The sequence below is a fragment of the Archangium gephyra genome (genome assembly GCF_049060025.1).
In the GTDB taxonomy this organism is placed as follows: domain Bacteria; phylum Myxococcota; class Myxococcia; order Myxococcales; family Myxococcaceae; genus Archangium; species Archangium gephyra_A.
Genome location: NZ_JBMEQQ010000002.1, coordinates 2,408,404 through 2,426,203, shown reverse-complemented (window position 1 = coordinate 2,426,203; position 17,800 = coordinate 2,408,404). Strand labels below are relative to the sequence as shown.

The following is a 17,800-nucleotide window of genomic DNA, read 5'->3' as shown; positions in this document are numbered from 1 at the left end:
GTTACTGCTGGCGCTGGAGTTCTTCGAGCTTCTTGCGGACGCCCGGCTCACTCTCGATGGCTTCGACCTGCTCGTAGATTTCGATGGCCTTCTCGCGCTCGCCCATCATCAGGAGCAGCGAGCCCTTGGCCCGAAGGAACTCGGGGTGCGACTTGTAGCGTGCCAACACGGTCTCACACCACTCCAGAGCCAGGTGGTAGTTGCCCCCGCGGGTGGCCTGCTCCATCAAGGTGCGTGCGCGGGTGATGCTCACCTCGGGCGCCTCGTCGTCGATGCGCAGGCCGCGCGCCCGGTAGGCCTCGATGAGCGCCTTGTCCGCCGCGGCGGGCGGCGGTGGCACCAGGCGGCTGGCGGGAATGGCCTTCACGTCACCGTTGCCCGCGCCGTGCTCGATGACGATGCGCTGACCCGAGGCCAGCATGGGCACGTCCACCTCGGTCATCAGGTTGCCGTCGTTCCAGCGGACCTTCATCACGGTGGTCGAGCCGAAGCCGAAGGGCCGCACCAGCGTCCCTTCTTCCTTGAGCGTCTCGGACTTCTTCGGCGCCGGCTCGACCAGGTAATAGGTGTAGTTCCGCGTCGCGCAAGCGGAGGCCAGGAGGGGCAGCAGGATGAGCAGGAGTCGGTTCATGGCAGGAACGGCAGCGCGGTGATGTTCATGAGGGAGATCCCGATGCCGATTCTCCCATTGGTGGACGCGGTGAACGTGACGCCGTAGTTCGAGCTGGCGATCGGTATGCGCGCCACGAAGACGGCGGTCAGCAGCGGGTCGAGGAAATCGGCCGGCTGGCCGCTGATGCCGGTGACGACGGCGTTGGGCACGCTCATCAGGATCTTGCCGCCGACCATGAGGTTGAACGCGCTGGGGATGACGCGGTAGTAGGCGCCGCCCACGCCAATCAGCGGATCGTAGGCGGAGAGGGACAAGCCGGCGAGGTTCGCGTTGGTGTCGCCCCATTGCTCCACCCAATCCAGGGAGACGTGCTGGCCGGGGTAGACGGTCACGTCGAGGAACGTGTGGGTGAGGCTGTCTCCCCGCGCACGCCGCTCCAGCTCCTCGGTGAGGGTGAAGTTGCGGCGGGTGCGGACCATCTCGGTGAGCCCCGGGTCGAAGTTCTGCACGAACACGATGCGGCTGTTGTGCAGATCGATGATCCGCAACGAAACGCCCCCCGGTGTCTCGTCGACCCAGATCGCCGCCCGGGCCGGCGGGGCTTTTCCCCGTGCGTTCTCGTCCAGCCGGATGATCTCCGGTGCTCCCAGGGCGGTCGTGAACTGCTCGAGCCGGCCCTCCTCCACGTACAGGCGCGGCGCCATGCACGCCTCGCAGGAACGGAGCGCGGCGGAGCCGAACACGCGAACCAGGGTCTCCAACGCAGCGGCCGGGTACCAGGCTCTCGACTCCTCGAAAGCCGGCGAGGCGCTCACCACGATGGCGGGAGCCACGTCCTTCAACGCGATGCCGCCCTGTTCCAGGCGCAGGGTGAGGGTCTCCTCCATCCGGGCGAGCGCCTCGCGAGAGGTGTCACGCTGGGCGAGGGCCACGGCCGGCAGCAACGCGGCGAGGAGTGCGAGGCGCATCAGAAGCAAAACGTCACCTCCGCGCCCACCGTGTGGAACCTCAGGAGGCCGAGGTCCAGGTGGGCACCGACCGCGGGCGCATTGTCGAGCGCCGGCGCGGACTCGAGGAACACCGAAGCCCCGATGCGGTTCCCGACGCGCAGCTCGAGCCCGATCGGAAACGCGGCGAAGGTGGCGTGGGGCTCGACGAGCAGATCCGGGATGTTGGAGAGGACATCCTCCAGGTTCAGCACCTGGTTCTGGAACACCCGCGCGCCCTGCCCGTGGATGGAGATCACGGAGCCGCCCACGAAGACGTAGAGATCCGGCCGGGTGAGCGAGGCAACCGAGCCGGTGAGCAGGCGGGAGATGCGCGCCTGCGCCATGAAGCCGGTGTGGAGCTGGGGCATCCAGGTGACGCCCGCCGAGAAGGTGCCGCTCCAGGCCCGCGCCTGGGTGAGCGCCACCTCGGTCCCGACCTGGAGCCAGATGAAGGGCATCGCCGCGATCGGGCTCCCACCACCGGAGGGCGGGCCGTAGCTCCGCACCGCGATGCGCATCGGCACGGTGAACACGCCGCGTCCCTGGAGGGCGTCGAGGTACTCCTTCCGCGCCTCGGCCGCGCTCTTGAGCTGGTCCCCCGCGCGCAGCAGCGCCGGCGACGACGTGGAGGTCGAGAGGGTCCTCGCGTGGATGATCGGAAGCGCCGGCTCCAGCGAGGTGATGCGGGCGCGCAGCACCAGCGCGCTGCCTTCCGCCTCGAAGTCGAGGAAGATCGCATGGCGCGCACCGGAGAGCGCTCCCGCGGCGGCCAGCGCTTCCGGCTGGTCCACGCCGCGGGCAACGATCGTCCCCTTCGCGCCCGAGTGCACCATCACCGCGGTGCACTGCGGGCAGTGCGCCAGGGTCAGCCGGGTGCGCGGGTTCTTCACCACCAGCTCGGCGAAGTGGTTCTCGATCAGGGCCGCCAGTCCACTGCCGAAGCCCACCGGCACGGTGACGTCGGCGAGCACCACCGGCGTCTCCAGCTCGAAGACCGGCTGCCGCGTCCAGGCGTAGACGAGCTCGTCGAGCAGGTCGTACGCCTGGAGCTGGATCTGCCCCGCCACCTCCGCGCGGAGCTTCTCCATCTGCGCCCGCTGCGCCTCGGCGACCTCCGGGGCCGCCGCCGCCCACGACGAAGAGGAGAGCAGCGCGAGCGTGAGTGCGAGAAGCGCCGGCCTCATCGCAGCCACCTCCACTCTCCGGCCACGCACAGTCCGGCGTGGAGCTGCGTCTCCCGTGTGTCGATCAGCATGATCCCCAGGAACGCGTCGTTCTCGCCGAGCACGCGCTGAGCGAAGTAGCGCTTGCACGCCAGCGGATAGGCATCCTTCGGCGCCATCCGGCCGAGCACCGCGATGTCGCCAGCGGCGAGGACCGGAACCTTGTCGGAGACCCTGCGTCCCTGCTCGGCGAGCTCGGTGCGCGCCGCCACCGAGATCTTCGCCGCCACCTCGGGCTGGGGATAGAAGGCGTCGACGTGCCAGTTGAGCTCGCCCGGCCCCAACGCGCTGGCGGCCTCGGCGATCTCTCCCACCGACTTGCGCAGCGAGGCGAGGATGACTTCGTCGCGCTCCGGCCGCTCTCCATTGCGCATGATGCGCCGGGTGCAGATGAGCGCCTCGGACTCCTGGTTCGCCAGGCGCGCGAGCGGCGCGGGGAGCTCGCCCGGGCGGAGCTCATGCGCCCGCTGGTGGCTCACGCGCGAGCAGTCGAGGTTCCGCGCCTCTGACTTGTCGTGCCAGATGCCGGGCGCGGGGTCGTACGGGTTCCCCGAGGACATCGAGAGTTGCACCAGGAGGAAGACCAGCAGGGTTTCCATTACGGCTCCGCACCTGTCTTGCGCTGGTCGCCCTCGGCCCGGGGAGGGGGCTCGAACGAGCGCAGCACGTCGGAACGGACCCGCGCGTTGAAGGCGAGCTGGCTGAGCTGGGCGTAGAAGTCGCGCGAGAAGTCCCGCGCCGGCGCCTCGCCCGTGCAGCTCCTCCTCCGGCGGGCGCACGAGGGTGTCGAGCACCCAGTTCACGCCCCAGACTCCGGCGCCGAAGTACTCGATGAAGCGCGCCTTCAGGCTGTCGGAGGCGAGCAGGAACCCGCTCGCGTCGCGAATGCTCACGTCCTGCGCGATGCTGTACTCCGTGACGGCCGGCACGAGCGTCAGGGAGATCACCGTGAGGGCCCACAGCGGGCCGCTGGTCTCCTCCTTGTGGAGGAGCCGCGACGACAGCTCGATGACCAGGTCGGGCTCGGCGCCCTCTTCGCGGCTCCGCGACGATCTGCCATGGCGTCGCAGGTTGGTTTCGACCTTCGCGCCCTGGTTCCGGAACAGCGCGCCGACCTTGCGGCAGAGGAGATCGGCGTCGGACGCCTTGAGGTAGTCCCCCGGGATGCAGTGCACGAGCAGGCGCAGGCCCTCGAAGTTCGCGAGCTGCGGATCGACGATCGCCGGGCGCTGCAATGAGCTGAGCGGCTGGTACACGGTGGTGGTGACGCAGCCGGAGAGCAGCGCGCCCCACAGCAGCACCCAGCCCGCGGCACTCGCCCTCCATCCGGATTTCACAGCACGGCCAATCATGTGGGCGGCGGCCTCATGCAACTGTTGTGCCGACGCCATTCCGCGGGAGAACGAGGCGAGCTGTCAGATCCAGGACCCGAGATCCGCGACACGGATGTCGCATGTGCGTTCATGATCGGACGGTACCATATCAGAATCCTGGACTCGGGGGTTTTCCTACCCCCCCTCACATCCCGCGAAGACAGCGAATCCACACCCCTGTGACACGACGTGGAGGCCGCCGCCAGGGAGACCCGGGGCGGCCTCTTAGTGGCACATCGCGCCGGTACAACTCATGTCGTTGAAATCGTAGATGGAGCTGTGGCCGGGATTGCCGCGTGGACGCTCCGTGCCTTTCGGTACGAAGAACACCGCCGAATGCGCGCCGTAGAGACCTGCCGGGAGCGTCATGGGCCGCAGCACGACGTACGCGTCGGCCAACGTGCCCGACGAATTCGCGCGGAGCGTCGTCAATCTGCCCGCGTCCCATGCGAATCCGCGCTTGCTCGCCACGCGCTCCATCTCCGCTTCCCACTGCCTCCTGTCGCCGAGGTCCGCACGCCGCAGCAAGCCCTTGCGCACGGCATCCTCGAGGCCCGCTTCGCCCGCCAGCGGCGCCGTCTTGTCGATGTACGACTCCACCGAGGCTTTGTCCCCTCCTACCCATGCGGTGGGCGCGCCTTGCGATACGCCCATGGTGATCGCGCCGTCTCGCGCCGGATGGACCATGTCGATATCGCGCCCGAAGAACCGCCGGGCCATGGGGTTCAGCGTCTCGAGGCGCTTCATGTCCACGTAGAAGAAGCCGCATGGGCTCTTGTTGTCGTACGTATGGATTGCAACCGGCGTGGTGGCATCCAGGCCCGTGACGATCTGCCGATGATAGCCGCTGGCCAGCACGGCGAGGATGGCCGTGCCCTCCGTGCGCCGGATCGACCAGATGGTCGGCTCGTACGCACCGAGCATCAGCACGACGGGCTTCCGGGGGTTGTCGACGCTCACCGTCATGATCGTGGCAGCATGCCCGCTCTGATCGATCTGCCCCGTGCTCGCCTTTCCGGCGTAGGCGCCCCCGGCCAGCACGGAGAAGTCGGTTGGCAATGCCAGGTTCGGGAAACCGCAGACCGGCGCGACGGGCGGCACGACGGACAGCGGCGGGGTAGCCGGAGACACAACCGGCGGGGTAGCCGGCGGGGTAGCCGGCGAAGCCGACACCTGCCACGGCCCGAACACGAACGACACCTCGCCTTGCAGGGTTGGGCGCGGAGGTGCTCCCCGCTCATCGATGGCCAGTGCGCTGTCCGACATCCAGGCAAGGCGCGGTTGCGCGCCAGAGGTCAACGTCACTTCCTGCAGCGGCCTGGTCTCGCAAGCCGCCGTTTCATCTGCGCGAATCACCTTGAGCAAGGTGGACGGAGCGCTCGCTCCCTTGCGGCAATCCATCGCGACGGCTTGATAAGCCCCGTTGGGCGAGGGGACGAGTTGCAACACGTGTCCATCCTGGCGCTCACAGCCGAACAACACGATCGATGCTAGCGCACACAGCGCAAGAGCTCGCTTCATGACCGTCCTCGTCATCGGCATGTATGCCGCGTGGCGAGAGCATCCACTGGGCTCGCGCGCAGCGTCAAACAGGCCCGCGTGCCAGCACCTCCCAAGGTCCCTCAGAACGTGCCGGCCAGACCGAACGTCGCGCCGCGCGGTGAGACACTCAACAGCGGCTGAACGCGCTTGAGGGTGGCCCCACGTTCGGTGTTCTCGTAGCCGATGATGGAGCCGAGCAGCATGAGGGGAGGGCAGGTGATGAGAGACATGAAGGGGTTTTCCATGGGGATGGTGAGGAGGATGCCCGCGGCGCCTCCAACGAGCATGCCCAGGAACGTGCCGTCCAGCCGCGCGTCTCCTCCCGCGAGCTCTCCGCCCCACCAGGTCCCCAGCGCGATCCCGGTGCCCATGCCCAGGAGGACGGGAGTGAGCAGCCCGTAGCCCGAGGAGCCGAGGCCCGTGTTGTACACCGCGAACACGCCCATGTAGCCCAGGAAGAGTCCGCCGGCTCCGGTCAGCACGCCGGCCCCCACCTCCGCCAGGATGCGCTGGGACTGGGCGGGGCGCGTGGTCTCGGGGGCGGGCGTGTCCATCAGCCGCAGCTTCGGGCGAGTGCCGGCGCCCGGCAGCGGGGTGTCCGTGGAGGGCGTGGACTGCTCGGTGGAGGCCTCCGCCGGAGGCGGGGTTTCCTCCGCGGCGAGGCCCACGCTCGGGGCCAGCAGCAACAGGGTGAGCAGCAGGGACATCCGGGAGAGGCGCGGGGGGAACGTCATCATGCCAACATGCTGTTGCAACCCACGAGCCACCCCGGCGCACAGGGGCCGCCTTTGTCTGGGGTGTGCAGCCTCCTGCGCGCTTGTACAGCGGACACCCCAACGGCGTGAATGAGCGGGTGAAGCCCTTCGCGCGCGCTCGGCCGCCTGGGGCCGGGGTGGGCGGCCCCGGTGTTGAGCCGGGTACCCCTCCCGCTGCCCCAGCGTGATAGAGGGGCGCCCGCCCATGTCCATGAGCAAGCCCCAGCGTCTCCAGAAGCTCGCCGCCGCCGTCTTCACCACCATGGATGAGGCGCGCAAGCGCAAGCTCGCCACCGGAGCCGATGTCATCAACCTGTCCATCGGCAGCCCGGACCTGCCTCCCGCGCCGCACATCACCGAGGCCATGGCCCAGGCCATCCGCGACCCGGGCAACTACGGCTACCCGATGAGGGATCTGCCCGCCTTCCGCGAGGCGGTGGCTGGCTGGTACCAGCGGCGGTTCGGCGTGACGCTCTGCCCCGACTCGGAGGTGCTGGGGCTCACCGGTTCGCAGGAGGGCCTGGCCCACATCACCCAGGCCGTCACGGATCCGGGGGACCTCGTGCTGGTGCCGGACCCCGGCTACCCCATCTACACCGCGGGCCCTGTCCTGGCGGGCGCGGAGCTGCATCCGGTGCCGCTGAAGGCCGAGCACGGCTACCTCCCGGACCTGGAGGCGCTGCCGGAGGAGATCAAGCGGCGCGCCAGGCTCCTGGTCCTCAACTACCCGAGCAACCCGCTGGCCGCGATCGTCCGGCCCGGCTTCTTCGAGCAGGTGGTCGCCTTCGCGCGCCGCTACGGCACGGTCATCCTGCACGACGCGGCCTACAGCGAGCTGTCCTTCGACGGGTACCGGCCTCCGAGCTTCCTGGAGACGCCGGGCGCGATGGAGGTGGGCCTGGAGTTCAACTCCCTGTCCAAGACGTACAACCTGGCGGGGGCGCGCATCGCCTACGCCGTGGGCAACGCGCGGCTCCTCGGCCTGCTGGCGGAGGTGAAGGCCCACCTGGACTACGGGCTCTTCCGGCCCATCCAGGCCGCCGCGGTCGCCGCCCTCACCGGGCCGCAGCAGTGCGTGGCCGACATGGCCGCCACCTACCAGCGCCGCAGGGACGTGCTCGTGGACGGGCTCAACCGGCTGGGCTGGGCCGTCCCCAAGCCGAAGGCCACCATGTTCTGCTGGGCGCCCGTGCCCCGTGGTTTCGAGTCCAGCCTCGCCTTCGCCATGGAGTTGCTGGAGCAGGCCGGGGTCACCGTGGTGCCCGGCAGTGGCTTCGGAGCCATGGGTGAGGGCCATGTGCGCATCGCCCTCGTGCAGAACGAGGCGCGGCTGGCCGAGGCCGTCGAGCGTATCGCCCGCTCGGGCATCCTGGACAGGCGCGCGGCGTAGCGGGCTCGTCCCGGACTCAGGCCGGCTTGAGCCGGGACTGGGCGAACCGGGCCGCATCCGTGCCCGGATAGCGGCCCGCCACGTGCCGGTAGAGCTTCAGCGCGCTCGCTTCGTCCCCGAGCCGCTCCCCATACAGGCGCGCCAGGATGACGCAGGCCCTGGGCGCGAGCGGATCCTCCGGGGTGAGCTGGGCCACCTGCTTCAGGGCCCGCACGGCCAATGGGTAGTCGCCCACGGCCGCCGCCTTCTGGCCCACCGCGACATGGCTGGCGGCGGGCAGCGACGCCAGGTTCTCGGGCAGCCGCCGGTAGAGCTCGAGTGCCCGGTCCAGCGCGTTCGTCTCCACCGCCCTCACCACCTGGGCCTCGAGCGGCTCCGGCGTGGGCGCGGGGCGGGGCGCCGGTTCAGGCTCCATCTCGATGAACCGCTGGCGTGGGGCCGGGTGGCTGGCCTCGGCCCGCGCCTGGGCGGGCACTCGCGCGGCGCGCTTCTTCCCCCGAGGCTTCACGCCGGGCATCGCCGGCTCGTAGAACTCCGAGTCCACGCCGTAGCCTACGCGGTCCCCATGCACGTACAGCAGCAGTCCGAGCATGCGTGCCATCACGAACGGGACGTAGAGGGAGATCGCCTCACCCAGCACCGAGGGCAGCAGGGGGATGCTCAGCGAGGAGACCTTCGCGGCCACGAACATCAGCATCAGGTGCAGGAGGGCCAGGGGCACCATCCAGGCCGCGACCACCAGGTAGGCCCGGCCCAGGCGCATGGCGATGCCGATGACCTTGAAGGGGTTGAGCAGGGACAGCGTGCCCTGCCCGGTGGCGGCGAACATCAGGGCCATCGGCGCGTAGAGGACGGTGGCGAGCACCACCACCCCGAACACGGCGCCCACACCTTCCAACTTGTTGGCCTTGAAGAAGAAGAGGAGGGCCGGGACCCAGATCAGGGCGGTGGCCACCGTGCCGCGGATGGCGGGGCTCACCAGATCATGGTGCACGTCGTGGAAGTCGGGGGCGGTGAAGTGTTCGGCGCCCATCGAGGTGCTGCGGACGATCCAGAAGAGCGAGCCCCAGAAGCTGCCCAACCAGATGGTGAGCAGGATGAGCCCGGGCACGAAGGGCAGGATGCTGGAGAGCCCTCGGGACATCGCCACCACCGCGCCCACCGCGAGCAGGGCCAGCAGCCCGGATTTCTTCAGCGGGTAATGCCACGCCCCCAGGAGCCGCCGGGAGAAGGGCGTGTGCGAGCGGTGCACCTTCCATTCCTCCGCCGCTCCGCCACACCGGACGCAGGAGAGCAGGCCCGTGGAGGCCACCTCCTCGAGCACGGTGCAGTCGGGGCACAGCTTCGCGTCGCACGCCGGGCAGAACCACCCGGCGGCGGCTCGGGGGTGGTACTGGCAGTGGGCGTTCTCGGAAGGGATGGACATGGTGGGACCCGGCGAAAAAGGCCGCGCACTCTACCTGATGTGACCGCCCAACCACATCCGCTCTTCCCGCCGGGCCTGGAACGGGGCCAGCGGGCTGGCATGTCGCGTGCTATTCCTCGGCTTCAAGAGAGGACTCCATGCACCGCCCGCTTCGTCTCCTGACCGCGTTTCTTTGCTCCGTCCTGCTCGTCCCCGCCGCCCACGCCGGGGGCCTGAAGGTGTCGCTCACCGAGCGCGCCCACTGGCCCTGGCCCATGGCCACTCCCCAGGCCTTCGACGTGGCCTCCCGCGCGGAGCTCGCCGTGTTCACCGAGGCGATGGCGGACGCGGACGCGCGCAATGACGCCACGGGCGACGCCGCCTCGCTGACGAAGTGGAAGGAGCGGATGCGGCAGGTGGTGGTGGCCAACTTCGCCAAGGCCCGCGAGACGTGTGCCGCCGGGGCGCTCTTCTGCGAGGGCGCGGTGCCCAAGGACTGGGAGGCGCTCGTCACCACCTCACGGGCGGGCCTCGCGAAGCTGCCGGCGGAGCTGGCGCCCTGGTACGCCGAGCAGAAGCCCTTCCACCAGGGCTACGTCTCCGAGCTGCTCCGCCTGGCGGGGCTCTTCCCCCAGGTGACGAGCGAGATCCTCCCCCTGTCGCCCTCCGAGCAGTTCGGCCTGGAGATGCCGGACCGGAGCTTCCTGCTCACCTTCGATGACGGCCCCACGCCCAAGGGTGGCGGCACGGACGCGCTCACCACGCAGCTCCGCGCCGAGGGCATCCACGCCGCCTTCTTCCTGCTCGGCAGCAACTACGAGGCCCGCCGCAAGGCGACCTCGGTGGAGCAGCTCAAGGCGCTCTACGCGGGCATGTGCGTGGGCTCGCACGGCCAGGAGCACCGCTCCCACGCCACCTGGACGGGCGCGGTGGCGGGCATGGAGTCCTTCCATTCCAAGCTCGCGGACAGCCTGCCGGAGGGGCAGACGAAGCTCACGCTGTTCCGCCCGCCGTACGGGCAGCGCACCCCGGACATCCTCCAGGCGCTGGAGCGGAGCGGGATGAAGAACATGCTGTGGAACATCGACTCGCAGGACTGGCACTCGAGCAACCCGGGCCCGAAGGCCGCCGGGCGCGTGCTGTCGCTGATGCTGCTGTGGCGCCACGGCATCATCCTCTTCCACGACATCCACCCGAAGGCCACCAGCGCCCTCCCGCGCATCTGGCGCGAGACGCGGGGCTCGGGGGTGAACTGGGTGGACTGCCGGAAGGAGTAGGGAAGCACCGGCTCCGGAAACGACGAAGGGGAGCGTTTCCGCTCCCCTCCGTGGAAGTTCCGTGCGTGCGATGGTGCATGCACCTTCAAAGTTGATTCGAATCGGCGGCCCTTGGGCCTCGCGGCCCTTGGTGCCACGCCGATGTTCGCACGTGTACACCGTGTGCAGCAGCCTTCGGATCACGGCCACTTCGCCCACTTCAACACCACGGCCTCGCGGTTCTCTTCCGCGGCCCTTTTTCCGGCGGGAGCCGGCCTCCGGGCTTCAGGCGGACGAGGCCTCCATCCCCTGGAATGGGGAGCAGAGCGCCGCCTTGTCCCAGGTGATGTGGGCGCGCTGGTAGTTCTCGGCGATGCGCTGGGCCGCCTCGGCCGCGGTGATCTTCCCCTCCTGCAGGGCCCGGAGGGGGTTCCACCAGATCGTCTGGCCGAGCGAGAAGCCGATGAAGCCCGGGGTGGCGCCGGCCACGCGCAACCAGCACTCCAGCCGTTTCCAGCCCGTGTGGTGGTCCACCACGATGCACGACACGTGCTCCCGGCCTCCCGCGCGGGCCTGCCGGGCCACGTTCGCGCAGTCCGACGGCCGGTCCAGGCCTTCTATCTTCCACACGTCCGGATCCACGCCACCGTCCTGCAGCTCCTCCATCGCCCGTACCAGGAGCGAGGGCCGCAGCTCGGTGTCATAGCGCTCCCGGTCTCCGCGGGTGGAGGCGAGCTGGGTGGGGGTGGGCGGCACGCGCAGCTCGAAGAGGAAGCGGCGCCCGCGTGCCTGCAACCAGTCGGTGAGGCGGGCGAGCCGCTCCCTCTGCCGGGCATTCAGCTCGGCGTCTCCCTCGGGGTTGTAGCGCACCATCACCTTGGTGAAGGCCGGGTCGAACGTCTCCACGTGCGCGCCGAAGTCCGGGCCGTATTCGAAGTCGAACTCGTCCTGTTCACACTTCTCCACGGACAGGGCCAGCAGGGGCCCGTCCTCGAGCGCATGGGCCGCCACGTGGGTCCCGTATTGCTCGTCCACGAGGATGCCGCTGCCGTTGCGCCGTGCCCCCTGGCGCAGGGCCAACCGGAAGCCGGTGTAGATGAGCGTCTTCATCCGGCGGATGGCCTCTGCCTCCTTGGCCGTCGGGGGACCAGATAGGCCGAGGAGCGAATGCTCGAACGAGTACCGCTGATCGAAGGCGAGCAGGTACAGGCGGGAGAGGGGCGGTGGGTAGAGCGTGGACATAGGAGGTGGCCTGTTCTTGGCGGAGGAGGGCTCCACCAAAAATGAGGCCGGGCCCCTCGTGCTGGCAGCCCGGGGCCAGCCCGGCACCGGAGACCGGGTAGCCCGCGTGGTCCGCGAGCAGGCCACCATCCCTTACTCGGTCATGAACCGGTACAGCACTTCCGCGGCGCACGCCGGCTTGGACTCGCCCTCGAGCTCGATGGTCGCGAGCATCAGGGCCTCGACGCCCTTGGGAATGTCCTTGAGCTCCTTCAGCTCCAGGCTCAGCCGGTAGCGGGCCCCGGACTTGAGGGGCGCGGGGAAGCGGACCTTGTTGAGGCCGTAGTTGAGCACCAGGGCGAAGCCCCGGATCTCGACGATCTCGAAGAACAGCCCGGCGATGCGCGAGACGCTGAAGTAGCCATGCGCGATGGGCACGCCGAAAGGCGACTCCCGCTGGCACCGCTCGCGGTCCACGTGGATCCACTGGAAATCCCCGGTGGCCTCGGCGAAGCGCACGATGTCCTCGTGCGCGAGCTGCTTCCATTCCGAGGCACCGAGCTTCTGTCCAACGAGGGCCCGGAGTCCCTCCAGGCCGTCGATGAGCGTCGTATTGGGCATGGACGGCCCATACCACGGGACTACTGCAGGTACGGCGTGTTCTCGGCGAAGTACTCGTGGTTGTCCGCGTTGTCGAGCGCGTTGGTGGGGTTGGAGATCGCCAGGCTCTTGGCGCCGCTCTGCCCGTAGACGTGGTCATCCGTGCCGGCCACCACCGTGAAGTGGCTCATCTCGTGGATGAGGGTGCCGCCCTTGGAGTCGGTGCCCGTCATCGGCGCGGACCAGAACGCGCTGCACACGTAGATCTTGTACGGCTGGCTCGGGTAGACGTAGGCGTAGTAGCTCTTCTTGCAGCTGCAATCGACCGTGATCGGCTTGGTGTCGAAGCCATCCTTGATGGCGGCGAAGTGCGTCTTCGCGGTGGTCCAGCCGCTGCTCGAGTAGGCACCGAACCAGGTGGTGTAGCGCGGCGTGCCCGAGGGCGTGCCGTTGAGGTGGGCCATCGAGTCGTTCGCCATGGTGCTGGCCGCGTTGAGCGCGTCCGTGATGGTGGCCATCTGCGTGGTGGAGCAGCGGCCGCTGAACGAGATGGCGCCGAGCGACGTGGGGCTGTCCCCGGTGGGCTTGACGGCGGCGCGGCCCTCGATCCACACGGTCACGTCATTGGACTTGAGCAGCCCGGCCTTCGCGCTGTTGCCGTGGAGCTTCTCCGTGGCGACCTCGAAGCGCAGGGCGTAGCTGCCGGTGCGCGACAGATCATAGACCTCGCCGAGGTCCACCGTGCGGCTCAGGCTCTCGCCGGGGGCCAGGGTGAGGAAGTCCTTCTCGGAGGCCGCGGGACGCTTGTAGTGCGGGCCGGTGAACTCCACGTCCTCGCCGTTGAGCTTCACCTGGAGGAGCGCCTCCTCCAGGCCCTCGGCGGGCGTGTACCACTTGAGCAGCTTCACCGGGTGGCGCGAGGTGTTGGTGAGGGTGACCGTCACCGAGGCCTTCTCGCTGGCGCCGAAGGTGGCCTTCTCCGAGGACAGCCGCACCGACACGTCCCGGGCGGCGAGCTCCTGCGCACCCCGCGCGAGCTCCTCGCCACCGGCCGCCGTCTCGTCCCCCGGCACGCCGCAGGCGCCGAGAAGGGACGCACCGGCGATCGCCATCCACTTGAAATTGCCACGAAGGTTCTTGCTCATAGGGCGTGCTTCCTTTGCTTGGGGGTGAGGCCGCCCGTCCTATGAGCAAGGCTCGGGCCAGGGACTCGCCCTCGTGGAAACGCGAGGTTGGCGCGGCCTTCCCGCCGTGATGGAGCATCCGGGCTCCACCGTCCGGAGCGCTGGAACGTAAAGCGCCGTTACGGCGCGTGACGATTCCCGAGGAACACCAGGGGTTTCGCGGGGGCCCGATGGATGTCCCAGGAGCGGACAGGGGCTGGACGCGATGGGGTCAGCTGGTACAGCCGGGCCTCTCGGGGGCGCGGCACGACCGGCGGCCGTCTTCCTGGAGCCGTTCGGCGGAGCGGGACCCTCCGGAGGCGGGCAGCGCTTCACGCTGGGGCCGCCTCGCCACCTATGTCGAGCTCGACAGTGGCCACTTCGTCTTTCTCGACCGCCACGAGGCGTGTGAGAAGGCCATCGCCTCGTGGCTCCTCGACAGGGAGCGGGACGCTGGGGAGCGGGACGCGCGCCTTCTGACGCTCCGTGCTTGAGGCGTCACCCGGGGGTGCCCGAAGATGCCGGGCCTTTTCCCCCCCTCGGTCCACGAGCCCTCCATGCCCTGCGCCGCGCTGGTCCTCCTCTCGCTGTGTGTCCTCTTCCCCGGGAGCGCCCTGGCGGCGGACGACGTCATCACTCGGGTCCAGGACTGGTTCTCGAACCTGGGCAAGCCGAAGCCTCCTCCCGTGGAGGACCTGGGCGCCCGCAACACCTTCACCATCAACCCGCTGGCGCTCCAGCACTCGCAGCTCGGAGTCGAGTACGAGCGGGCCTTCGGCAAGCCGCTCTCGCTCTACGTGGCGCCGGAGTTCGCCTATGGCCGCACGCCGGAGGCCTGGACCCTGTCGCTGGCGGGGACGCTCGGTATCCGGCTCTTCGTGCTCGGCAACGCTCCGAGCGGCATCTACTTCGGGCCCGAGTTCAGCGTCATCCACCAGATCCGCTCCGAGAACCGCGTGCGGCGCCGGGGCCTGGGCCTGGGGCTGGGCGGGACCGTGGGCTGGACCCTGGTGCTGTTCAACCGCTTCACGCTCGCGGCGGGCTTCTCCGCCCAGTACCGCTCGGTGCCGGACCTCGAGGCGGAAGGGGGCGAGGCGCTGCGGGTGCAGATCATCCCCACGCCCCGCCTGGCCTTTGGCGTGGCCTTCTGACGCCAGCGCTCACGCCTGCTCGCGCACGAGCTTCCCGAAGGGGGCGAGCGCGAGCATGGCGAGCTTCACGTGCTGGATGGCGAAGGGGATGCCGATGATCGTCACGGCGAGCCCCAGCGCGAGCACGAGGTGGCTCAGGAAGATCCAGATCCCCGCGACGATGATCCAGAAGACGTTCAGGATGCAGCCGATGGGGCTGGCTCCGGGCGCGTCGACGATGTCCTTGCCGAAGGGCAGCAGGGCCAGCCCGGCCATCTTGAAGCACTGCATTCCGAAGGGGATGCCGACGACGGTGAGGCAGAGCAGCAGTCCACCGAGCACGTATTCGAGCCAGACGACGAATCCGCCGAAGACGATCCACAAGAGGTTCAGGAGCAATCGCATGGGGGGGAGCTTAGCGCGTCCTTGCCGCGCTCCAGTGAAGGTGTAGCGTCCGGGCATCCTGAGGACAAAAAGGAGCCGGGATGAAGCTGGTATCGAGCAGTGCCATCGTAACGGGAGCAGGGCAGGGTATCGGGCTGGGGATCGCCGCGCGTCTCATGCGGGAGGGAGCCAACGTGCTCCTCTTCGGGCGGACCCGGGAGAAGGTGGAGGCCGCCGCCGCGGAGCTCAACCGGGCGACGGAGGGGCGCACGCGGGCCGTGGCCTTCGCGGGAGACGTGGTCCGGGCCGCGGACGTGTCCCGGGCCATCGAGACCGCCACGCGGGAGTTCGGTCTGCCGGGCATCCTGGTGAACAACGCCGGGACGGCCACGCTGGCGCCGATCATCGACATGCCCGAGGAGGACTTCGATCAGGTCCTCGACATCAACCTGAAGGGGCCCTTCCTCTTCACCAAGGCCCTGGGGCGGGCGCTCGTGGACGCGAAGCAGCCCGGGTCCATCGTCAACATCTCCTCGCTGAACCAGACGGCTGTGACGGATGGGCTGGCCCACTACTGCGCCTCCAAGGCGGGGCTCGCGAACTTCACGAAGGTCGCGGCCTCGGAGCTGGGGCGCTACGGCATCCGGGTCAACATCGTCGCGCCGGGTTTCATCCGCACGCCCCTCTCCGAGGGGGCCGGGCTGATGTCGGACGGCATGATGAGGGAGTTCCTCGCCCATACGCCGCTCGGCAAGGCGTTCGGCGAGCCGGATGACGTGGCGAAGGTGGTGTCGTTCCTGTGCAGCGAGCTCTCGTCCTGGGTCACCGGGGAGACGATCGCCGTGGACGGTGGCAATCACATCCGCGGGGTCCACAGCTACGCGGACACGCTGGGCATCACCAGCCCCAAGGTGGGCTGAGGCGCGCCTCCCAAGGCCGAGGGCCCGATGCACCCGTCTGGGAGACGGAGCACCGGGCCCTCGGAACTGACTGCACCGCTGTTACTTGCCGCCGGGCCCGAACAGCTCGGCGGACGCCTGATCGCCCGTGCTGAAGCCACCCACCGTCAGCACGCGGCCATCCTCCAGCAGCGTGGACGTGTGGTCGTAACGCACCAGCCCGAGGCTGGCGGTGTCGGCGAAGGTGCCGGTGGCCGGGTCGTACAGCTCGGCCGAGGCGAGGATGCCGAACCACTCGCTGTAACCGCCGGCGAGCAGCACCTTGCCATCATTCAGCAGGGTGGCGGTGTGGTAGCGGCGGCCCTTGCCCAGCCCCGCGGTGGAGCTCCACGTGCCGGTGGCCGGGTCATACACCTCGGCCGAGGCGAGGGTGGAGGAGCTCGCGTCGTAACCACCGGCGACGAGCACCCGGCCATTCTTCAGGGCCGTGGCGGAGTGGTGGCGGCGGCCGGTGCTCAGGCTTCCGGTCGACGTCCACGCCCCGGTGGCCGGGTCATACACCTCGGCGCCGGCCACGGGGACGCCGCTGGCGTCCAGGCCGCCCATGACGAGCACCTTGCCCCCGCTCAGGGACACGGCCTTGTGCTGGCTGCGGGCCTGGTTCATGAAGCCGACGGGCGTCCACGTGCCGGTGGCCGGGTTGTACACCTCGGCCGAGGAGAGGGTGCCCGTGCGCTCATTGTAGCCGCCGGTGACGAGCACCCGGCCGTCGCTCAGGGCGGTGGCGGTGTGGTCGCGGCGGCCGGTGCTCAGGGAAGCGGTGGGGCTCCACGAGCCGGTGGCCGGGTTGTACAGCTCGGCCGTCTCCAGCGAGCGCGCGTCGTTCTCGCCGCCGGTGATGAGCACCCGGCCGTCCTTCAGCGCGGTGGCGGTGGGCAGCAGGCGCGACATGGACGCCGAGCCCGTGTAGCTCCACGCCCCGGTGGCCGGGTCATACACCTCGGCCGTGCTGTTGAATCCGCCCACGACGAGCACCTTGCCCCCGGGCAGCCGCGTGGCCGTGTGCATCCCGTGCTCGAGGTTCATCCGGCCGGTGGTGCTCCAGGTGGGCGGAGCGGGGACCTCGAGGTCCGTCAGGACGAAGTCGTCGATCTGGTGGTAGTTCTGGTCGGCGCCGATGCCGGCGGAGAACCCGACGCCGTCGTACGTGTAGTCCGGCGCGGCCAGCTTGTGGGTGAAGAGCAGCCCGCCGTCGACGTGCACGGACACCTCGCCGTCCACGAAGCGCACCCGCATGGTGTGCCACGCGGCGTCCTCGGTCCGCGAGTCATTGACGTACGCGAGTTTGCCCGAGAAGGTGTGGGTATTGTCCTTGATCAGCCCGATGTAGCTGGCCGACGGATCCCACCCCGAGTTGAAGTAGTTGTCGATGATGACGCCGTAGCCCGGCTGGTTCACGTAGGCCGGGTTGAAGCCGAGGAACCCGCCGCCCGCGGGCCGGTAGCCGCCCTTCTTGTAGAACATGAAGGCGAGCCCGTCGGCCCCGCCCTGGTAGCGGCCGCCGATGCGGTAGCGGAACGAGGCCTCCCATTTGCGCGTCTTGAGCGGGGTATTGGCCATCATGTAGATGCCGCCGCCCGTGTAGCCGCCCACCCGCGTCATGTAGAAGGACTGGCTGGCGGCGTCGTGGATGGAGTTCGGGACGTCGCTCTGCACCACGGTCCACTTCCCGTTGGTGTTCGGATTGGTGGCGAAGTCCTCGGAGAACAGCGTGGTTTCGGCCTGGACGGACGACGCGCCCAGAAGGCCGCCGATCAGAGTCGCACCCAGTAGATTCATTCTCATTGTTTTCCCCCT

The 17,800-nt window shown here is 69.2% G+C and carries 16 protein-coding genes; 4 read left to right on the top strand and 12 right to left on the bottom strand.

Annotation, left to right across the window (positions count from 1 at the left end; genetic code table 11):
* Window position 1: 1 nt before the first annotated feature.
* The 6 genes from ACN28I_RS10435 to ACN28I_RS10410 all read right to left on the bottom strand — a co-directional run bounded on the left by ACN28I_RS10435 (window position 2) and on the right by ACN28I_RS10410 (window position 6,477).
* Entirely contained in the window at window positions 2-631 is a 630-nt protein-coding gene (locus ACN28I_RS10435) for a tetratricopeptide repeat protein (RefSeq protein ID WP_420941912.1), read from the bottom strand.
* Window positions 628-1,581 (bottom strand): hypothetical protein, encoded by a 954-nt coding sequence (locus ACN28I_RS10430; protein ID WP_420941911.1) that lies wholly within the window; start codon window positions 1,579-1,581, stop codon window positions 628-630. The genes ACN28I_RS10435 and ACN28I_RS10430 overlap by 4 nt, the downstream gene beginning before the upstream one ends.
* Entirely contained in the window at window positions 1,581-2,786 is a 1,206-nt protein-coding gene (locus ACN28I_RS10425; protein WP_420941910.1) for a hypothetical protein, read from the bottom strand. The genes ACN28I_RS10430 and ACN28I_RS10425 overlap by 1 nt, the downstream gene beginning before the upstream one ends.
* The gene (locus ACN28I_RS10420) at window positions 2,783-4,177 is read right to left on the bottom strand and encodes a hypothetical protein (protein WP_420941909.1); all 1,395 of its coding nucleotides are present in this window, start codon (window positions 4,175-4,177) and stop codon (window positions 2,783-2,785) included. Before ACN28I_RS10420 ends, ACN28I_RS10425 begins: the two co-directional genes overlap by 4 nt.
* A 246-nt stretch (window positions 4,178-4,423) precedes the next feature.
* Entirely contained in the window at window positions 4,424-5,647 is a 1,224-nt protein-coding gene (locus tag ACN28I_RS10415) for a hypothetical protein (protein ID WP_420941908.1), read from the bottom strand.
* Window positions 5,648-5,820: 173 nt separating this feature from the next.
* Window positions 5,821-6,477, bottom strand: a complete 657-nt coding sequence (locus ACN28I_RS10410) for a hypothetical protein (protein WP_420941907.1) — start codon at window positions 6,475-6,477, stop codon at window positions 5,821-5,823.
* A gap of 223 nt (window positions 6,478-6,700) precedes the next feature.
* Between ACN28I_RS10410 and ACN28I_RS10405 the strand changes: the two genes are divergently transcribed.
* Window positions 6,701-7,885: an aminotransferase class I/II-fold pyridoxal phosphate-dependent enzyme gene (locus ACN28I_RS10405; RefSeq protein ID WP_420941906.1), complete on the top strand. Its 1,185-nt coding sequence runs from the start codon at window positions 6,701-6,703 to the stop codon at window positions 7,883-7,885.
* Between the two features lie 16 nt (window positions 7,886-7,901).
* On the opposite strand, the gene ACN28I_RS10400 is transcribed toward ACN28I_RS10405, so the two are convergent.
* Window positions 7,902-9,311: a hypothetical protein gene (locus ACN28I_RS10400; protein ID WP_420941905.1), complete on the bottom strand. Its 1,410-nt coding sequence runs from the start codon at window positions 9,309-9,311 to the stop codon at window positions 7,902-7,904.
* Between the two features lie 137 nt (window positions 9,312-9,448).
* Between ACN28I_RS10400 and ACN28I_RS10395 the strand changes: the two genes are divergently transcribed.
* Window positions 9,449-10,567, top strand: a complete 1,119-nt coding sequence (locus ACN28I_RS10395) for a polysaccharide deacetylase family protein (RefSeq protein WP_420941904.1) — start codon at window positions 9,449-9,451, stop codon at window positions 10,565-10,567.
* A gap of 264 nt (window positions 10,568-10,831) precedes the next feature.
* Here the strand turns inward: ACN28I_RS10395 and ACN28I_RS10390 are convergent, their stop codons facing one another.
* From ACN28I_RS10390 to ACN28I_RS10380, 3 genes are all read right to left on the bottom strand, one after another.
* Window positions 10,832-11,788: a 2-deoxy-5-keto-D-gluconate 6-phosphate aldolase domain-containing protein gene (locus tag ACN28I_RS10390; protein ID WP_420941903.1), complete on the bottom strand. Its 957-nt coding sequence runs from the start codon at window positions 11,786-11,788 to the stop codon at window positions 10,832-10,834.
* Window positions 11,789-11,920: 132 nt separating this feature from the next.
* The gene (locus ACN28I_RS10385) at window positions 11,921-12,388 is read right to left on the bottom strand and encodes a MaoC family dehydratase (RefSeq protein ID WP_420941902.1); all 468 of its coding nucleotides are present in this window, start codon (window positions 12,386-12,388) and stop codon (window positions 11,921-11,923) included.
* A 20-nt stretch (window positions 12,389-12,408) separates the two neighbouring features.
* Window positions 12,409-13,512 (bottom strand): M35 family metallo-endopeptidase, encoded by a 1,104-nt coding sequence (locus tag ACN28I_RS10380; RefSeq protein ID WP_420941901.1) that lies wholly within the window; start codon window positions 13,510-13,512, stop codon window positions 12,409-12,411.
* 575 nt (window positions 13,513-14,087) lie between these two features.
* Between ACN28I_RS10380 and ACN28I_RS10375 the strand changes: the two genes are divergently transcribed.
* Window positions 14,088-14,681, top strand: coding sequence for a hypothetical protein (locus tag ACN28I_RS10375; protein ID WP_420941900.1), 594 nt, complete (start codon window positions 14,088-14,090; stop codon window positions 14,679-14,681).
* Between the two features lie 9 nt (window positions 14,682-14,690).
* Here ACN28I_RS10375 and ACN28I_RS10370 read toward each other — a convergent pair whose 3' ends face one another.
* Entirely contained in the window at window positions 14,691-15,065 is a 375-nt protein-coding gene (locus ACN28I_RS10370; protein ID WP_420941899.1) for a YccF domain-containing protein, read from the bottom strand.
* Between the two features lie 80 nt (window positions 15,066-15,145).
* Between ACN28I_RS10370 and ACN28I_RS10365 the strand changes: the two genes are divergently transcribed.
* Complete coding sequence (locus ACN28I_RS10365; protein WP_420941898.1) at window positions 15,146-15,964, top strand: SDR family NAD(P)-dependent oxidoreductase; 819 nt, start codon at window positions 15,146-15,148, stop codon at window positions 15,962-15,964.
* An 81-nt stretch (window positions 15,965-16,045) separates the two neighbouring features.
* Here the strand turns inward: ACN28I_RS10365 and ACN28I_RS10360 are convergent, their stop codons facing one another.
* Window positions 16,046-17,782, bottom strand: a complete 1,737-nt coding sequence (locus tag ACN28I_RS10360) for a kelch repeat-containing protein (RefSeq protein WP_420941897.1) — start codon at window positions 17,780-17,782, stop codon at window positions 16,046-16,048.
* Window positions 17,783-17,800 lie beyond the last annotated feature (18 nt).

Coding starts and splice junctions, on each gene's coding strand:
- ACN28I_RS10435 (WP_420941912.1), bottom strand. CDS start 631: ATGAACCGACTCCTGCTCATCCTGCTGCCCCTCCTGGCCTCCGCTTGC.
- ACN28I_RS10430 (WP_420941911.1), bottom strand. CDS start 1,581: ATGCGCCTCGCACTCCTCGCCGCGTTGCTGCCGGCCGTGGCCCTCGCC.
- ACN28I_RS10425 (WP_420941910.1), bottom strand. CDS start 2,786: ATGAGGCCGGCGCTTCTCGCACTCACGCTCGCGCTGCTCTCCTCTTCG.
- ACN28I_RS10420 (WP_420941909.1), bottom strand. CDS start 4,177: ATGATTGGCCGTGCTGTGAAATCCGGATGGAGGGCGAGTGCCGCGGGC.
- ACN28I_RS10410 (WP_420941907.1), bottom strand. CDS start 6,477: ATGATGACGTTCCCCCCGCGCCTCTCCCGGATGTCCCTGCTGCTCACC.
- ACN28I_RS10405 (WP_420941906.1), top strand. CDS start 6,701: ATGTCCATGAGCAAGCCCCAGCGTCTCCAGAAGCTCGCCGCCGCCGTC.
- ACN28I_RS10400 (WP_420941905.1), bottom strand. CDS start 9,311: ATGTCCATCCCTTCCGAGAACGCCCACTGCCAGTACCACCCCCGAGCC.
- ACN28I_RS10395 (WP_420941904.1), top strand. CDS start 9,449: ATGCACCGCCCGCTTCGTCTCCTGACCGCGTTTCTTTGCTCCGTCCTG.
- ACN28I_RS10390 (WP_420941903.1), bottom strand. CDS start 11,788: ATGTCCACGCTCTACCCACCGCCCCTCTCCCGCCTGTACCTGCTCGCC.
- ACN28I_RS10385 (WP_420941902.1), bottom strand. CDS start 12,388: ATGCCCAATACGACGCTCATCGACGGCCTGGAGGGACTCCGGGCCCTC.
- ACN28I_RS10380 (WP_420941901.1), bottom strand. CDS start 13,512: ATGAGCAAGAACCTTCGTGGCAATTTCAAGTGGATGGCGATCGCCGGT.
- ACN28I_RS10375 (WP_420941900.1), top strand. CDS start 14,088: ATGCCCTGCGCCGCGCTGGTCCTCCTCTCGCTGTGTGTCCTCTTCCCC.
- ACN28I_RS10370 (WP_420941899.1), bottom strand. CDS start 15,065: ATGCGATTGCTCCTGAACCTCTTGTGGATCGTCTTCGGCGGATTCGTC.
- ACN28I_RS10365 (WP_420941898.1), top strand. CDS start 15,146: ATGAAGCTGGTATCGAGCAGTGCCATCGTAACGGGAGCAGGGCAGGGT.
- ACN28I_RS10360 (WP_420941897.1), bottom strand. CDS start 17,782: ATGAATCTACTGGGTGCGACTCTGATCGGCGGCCTTCTGGGCGCGTCG.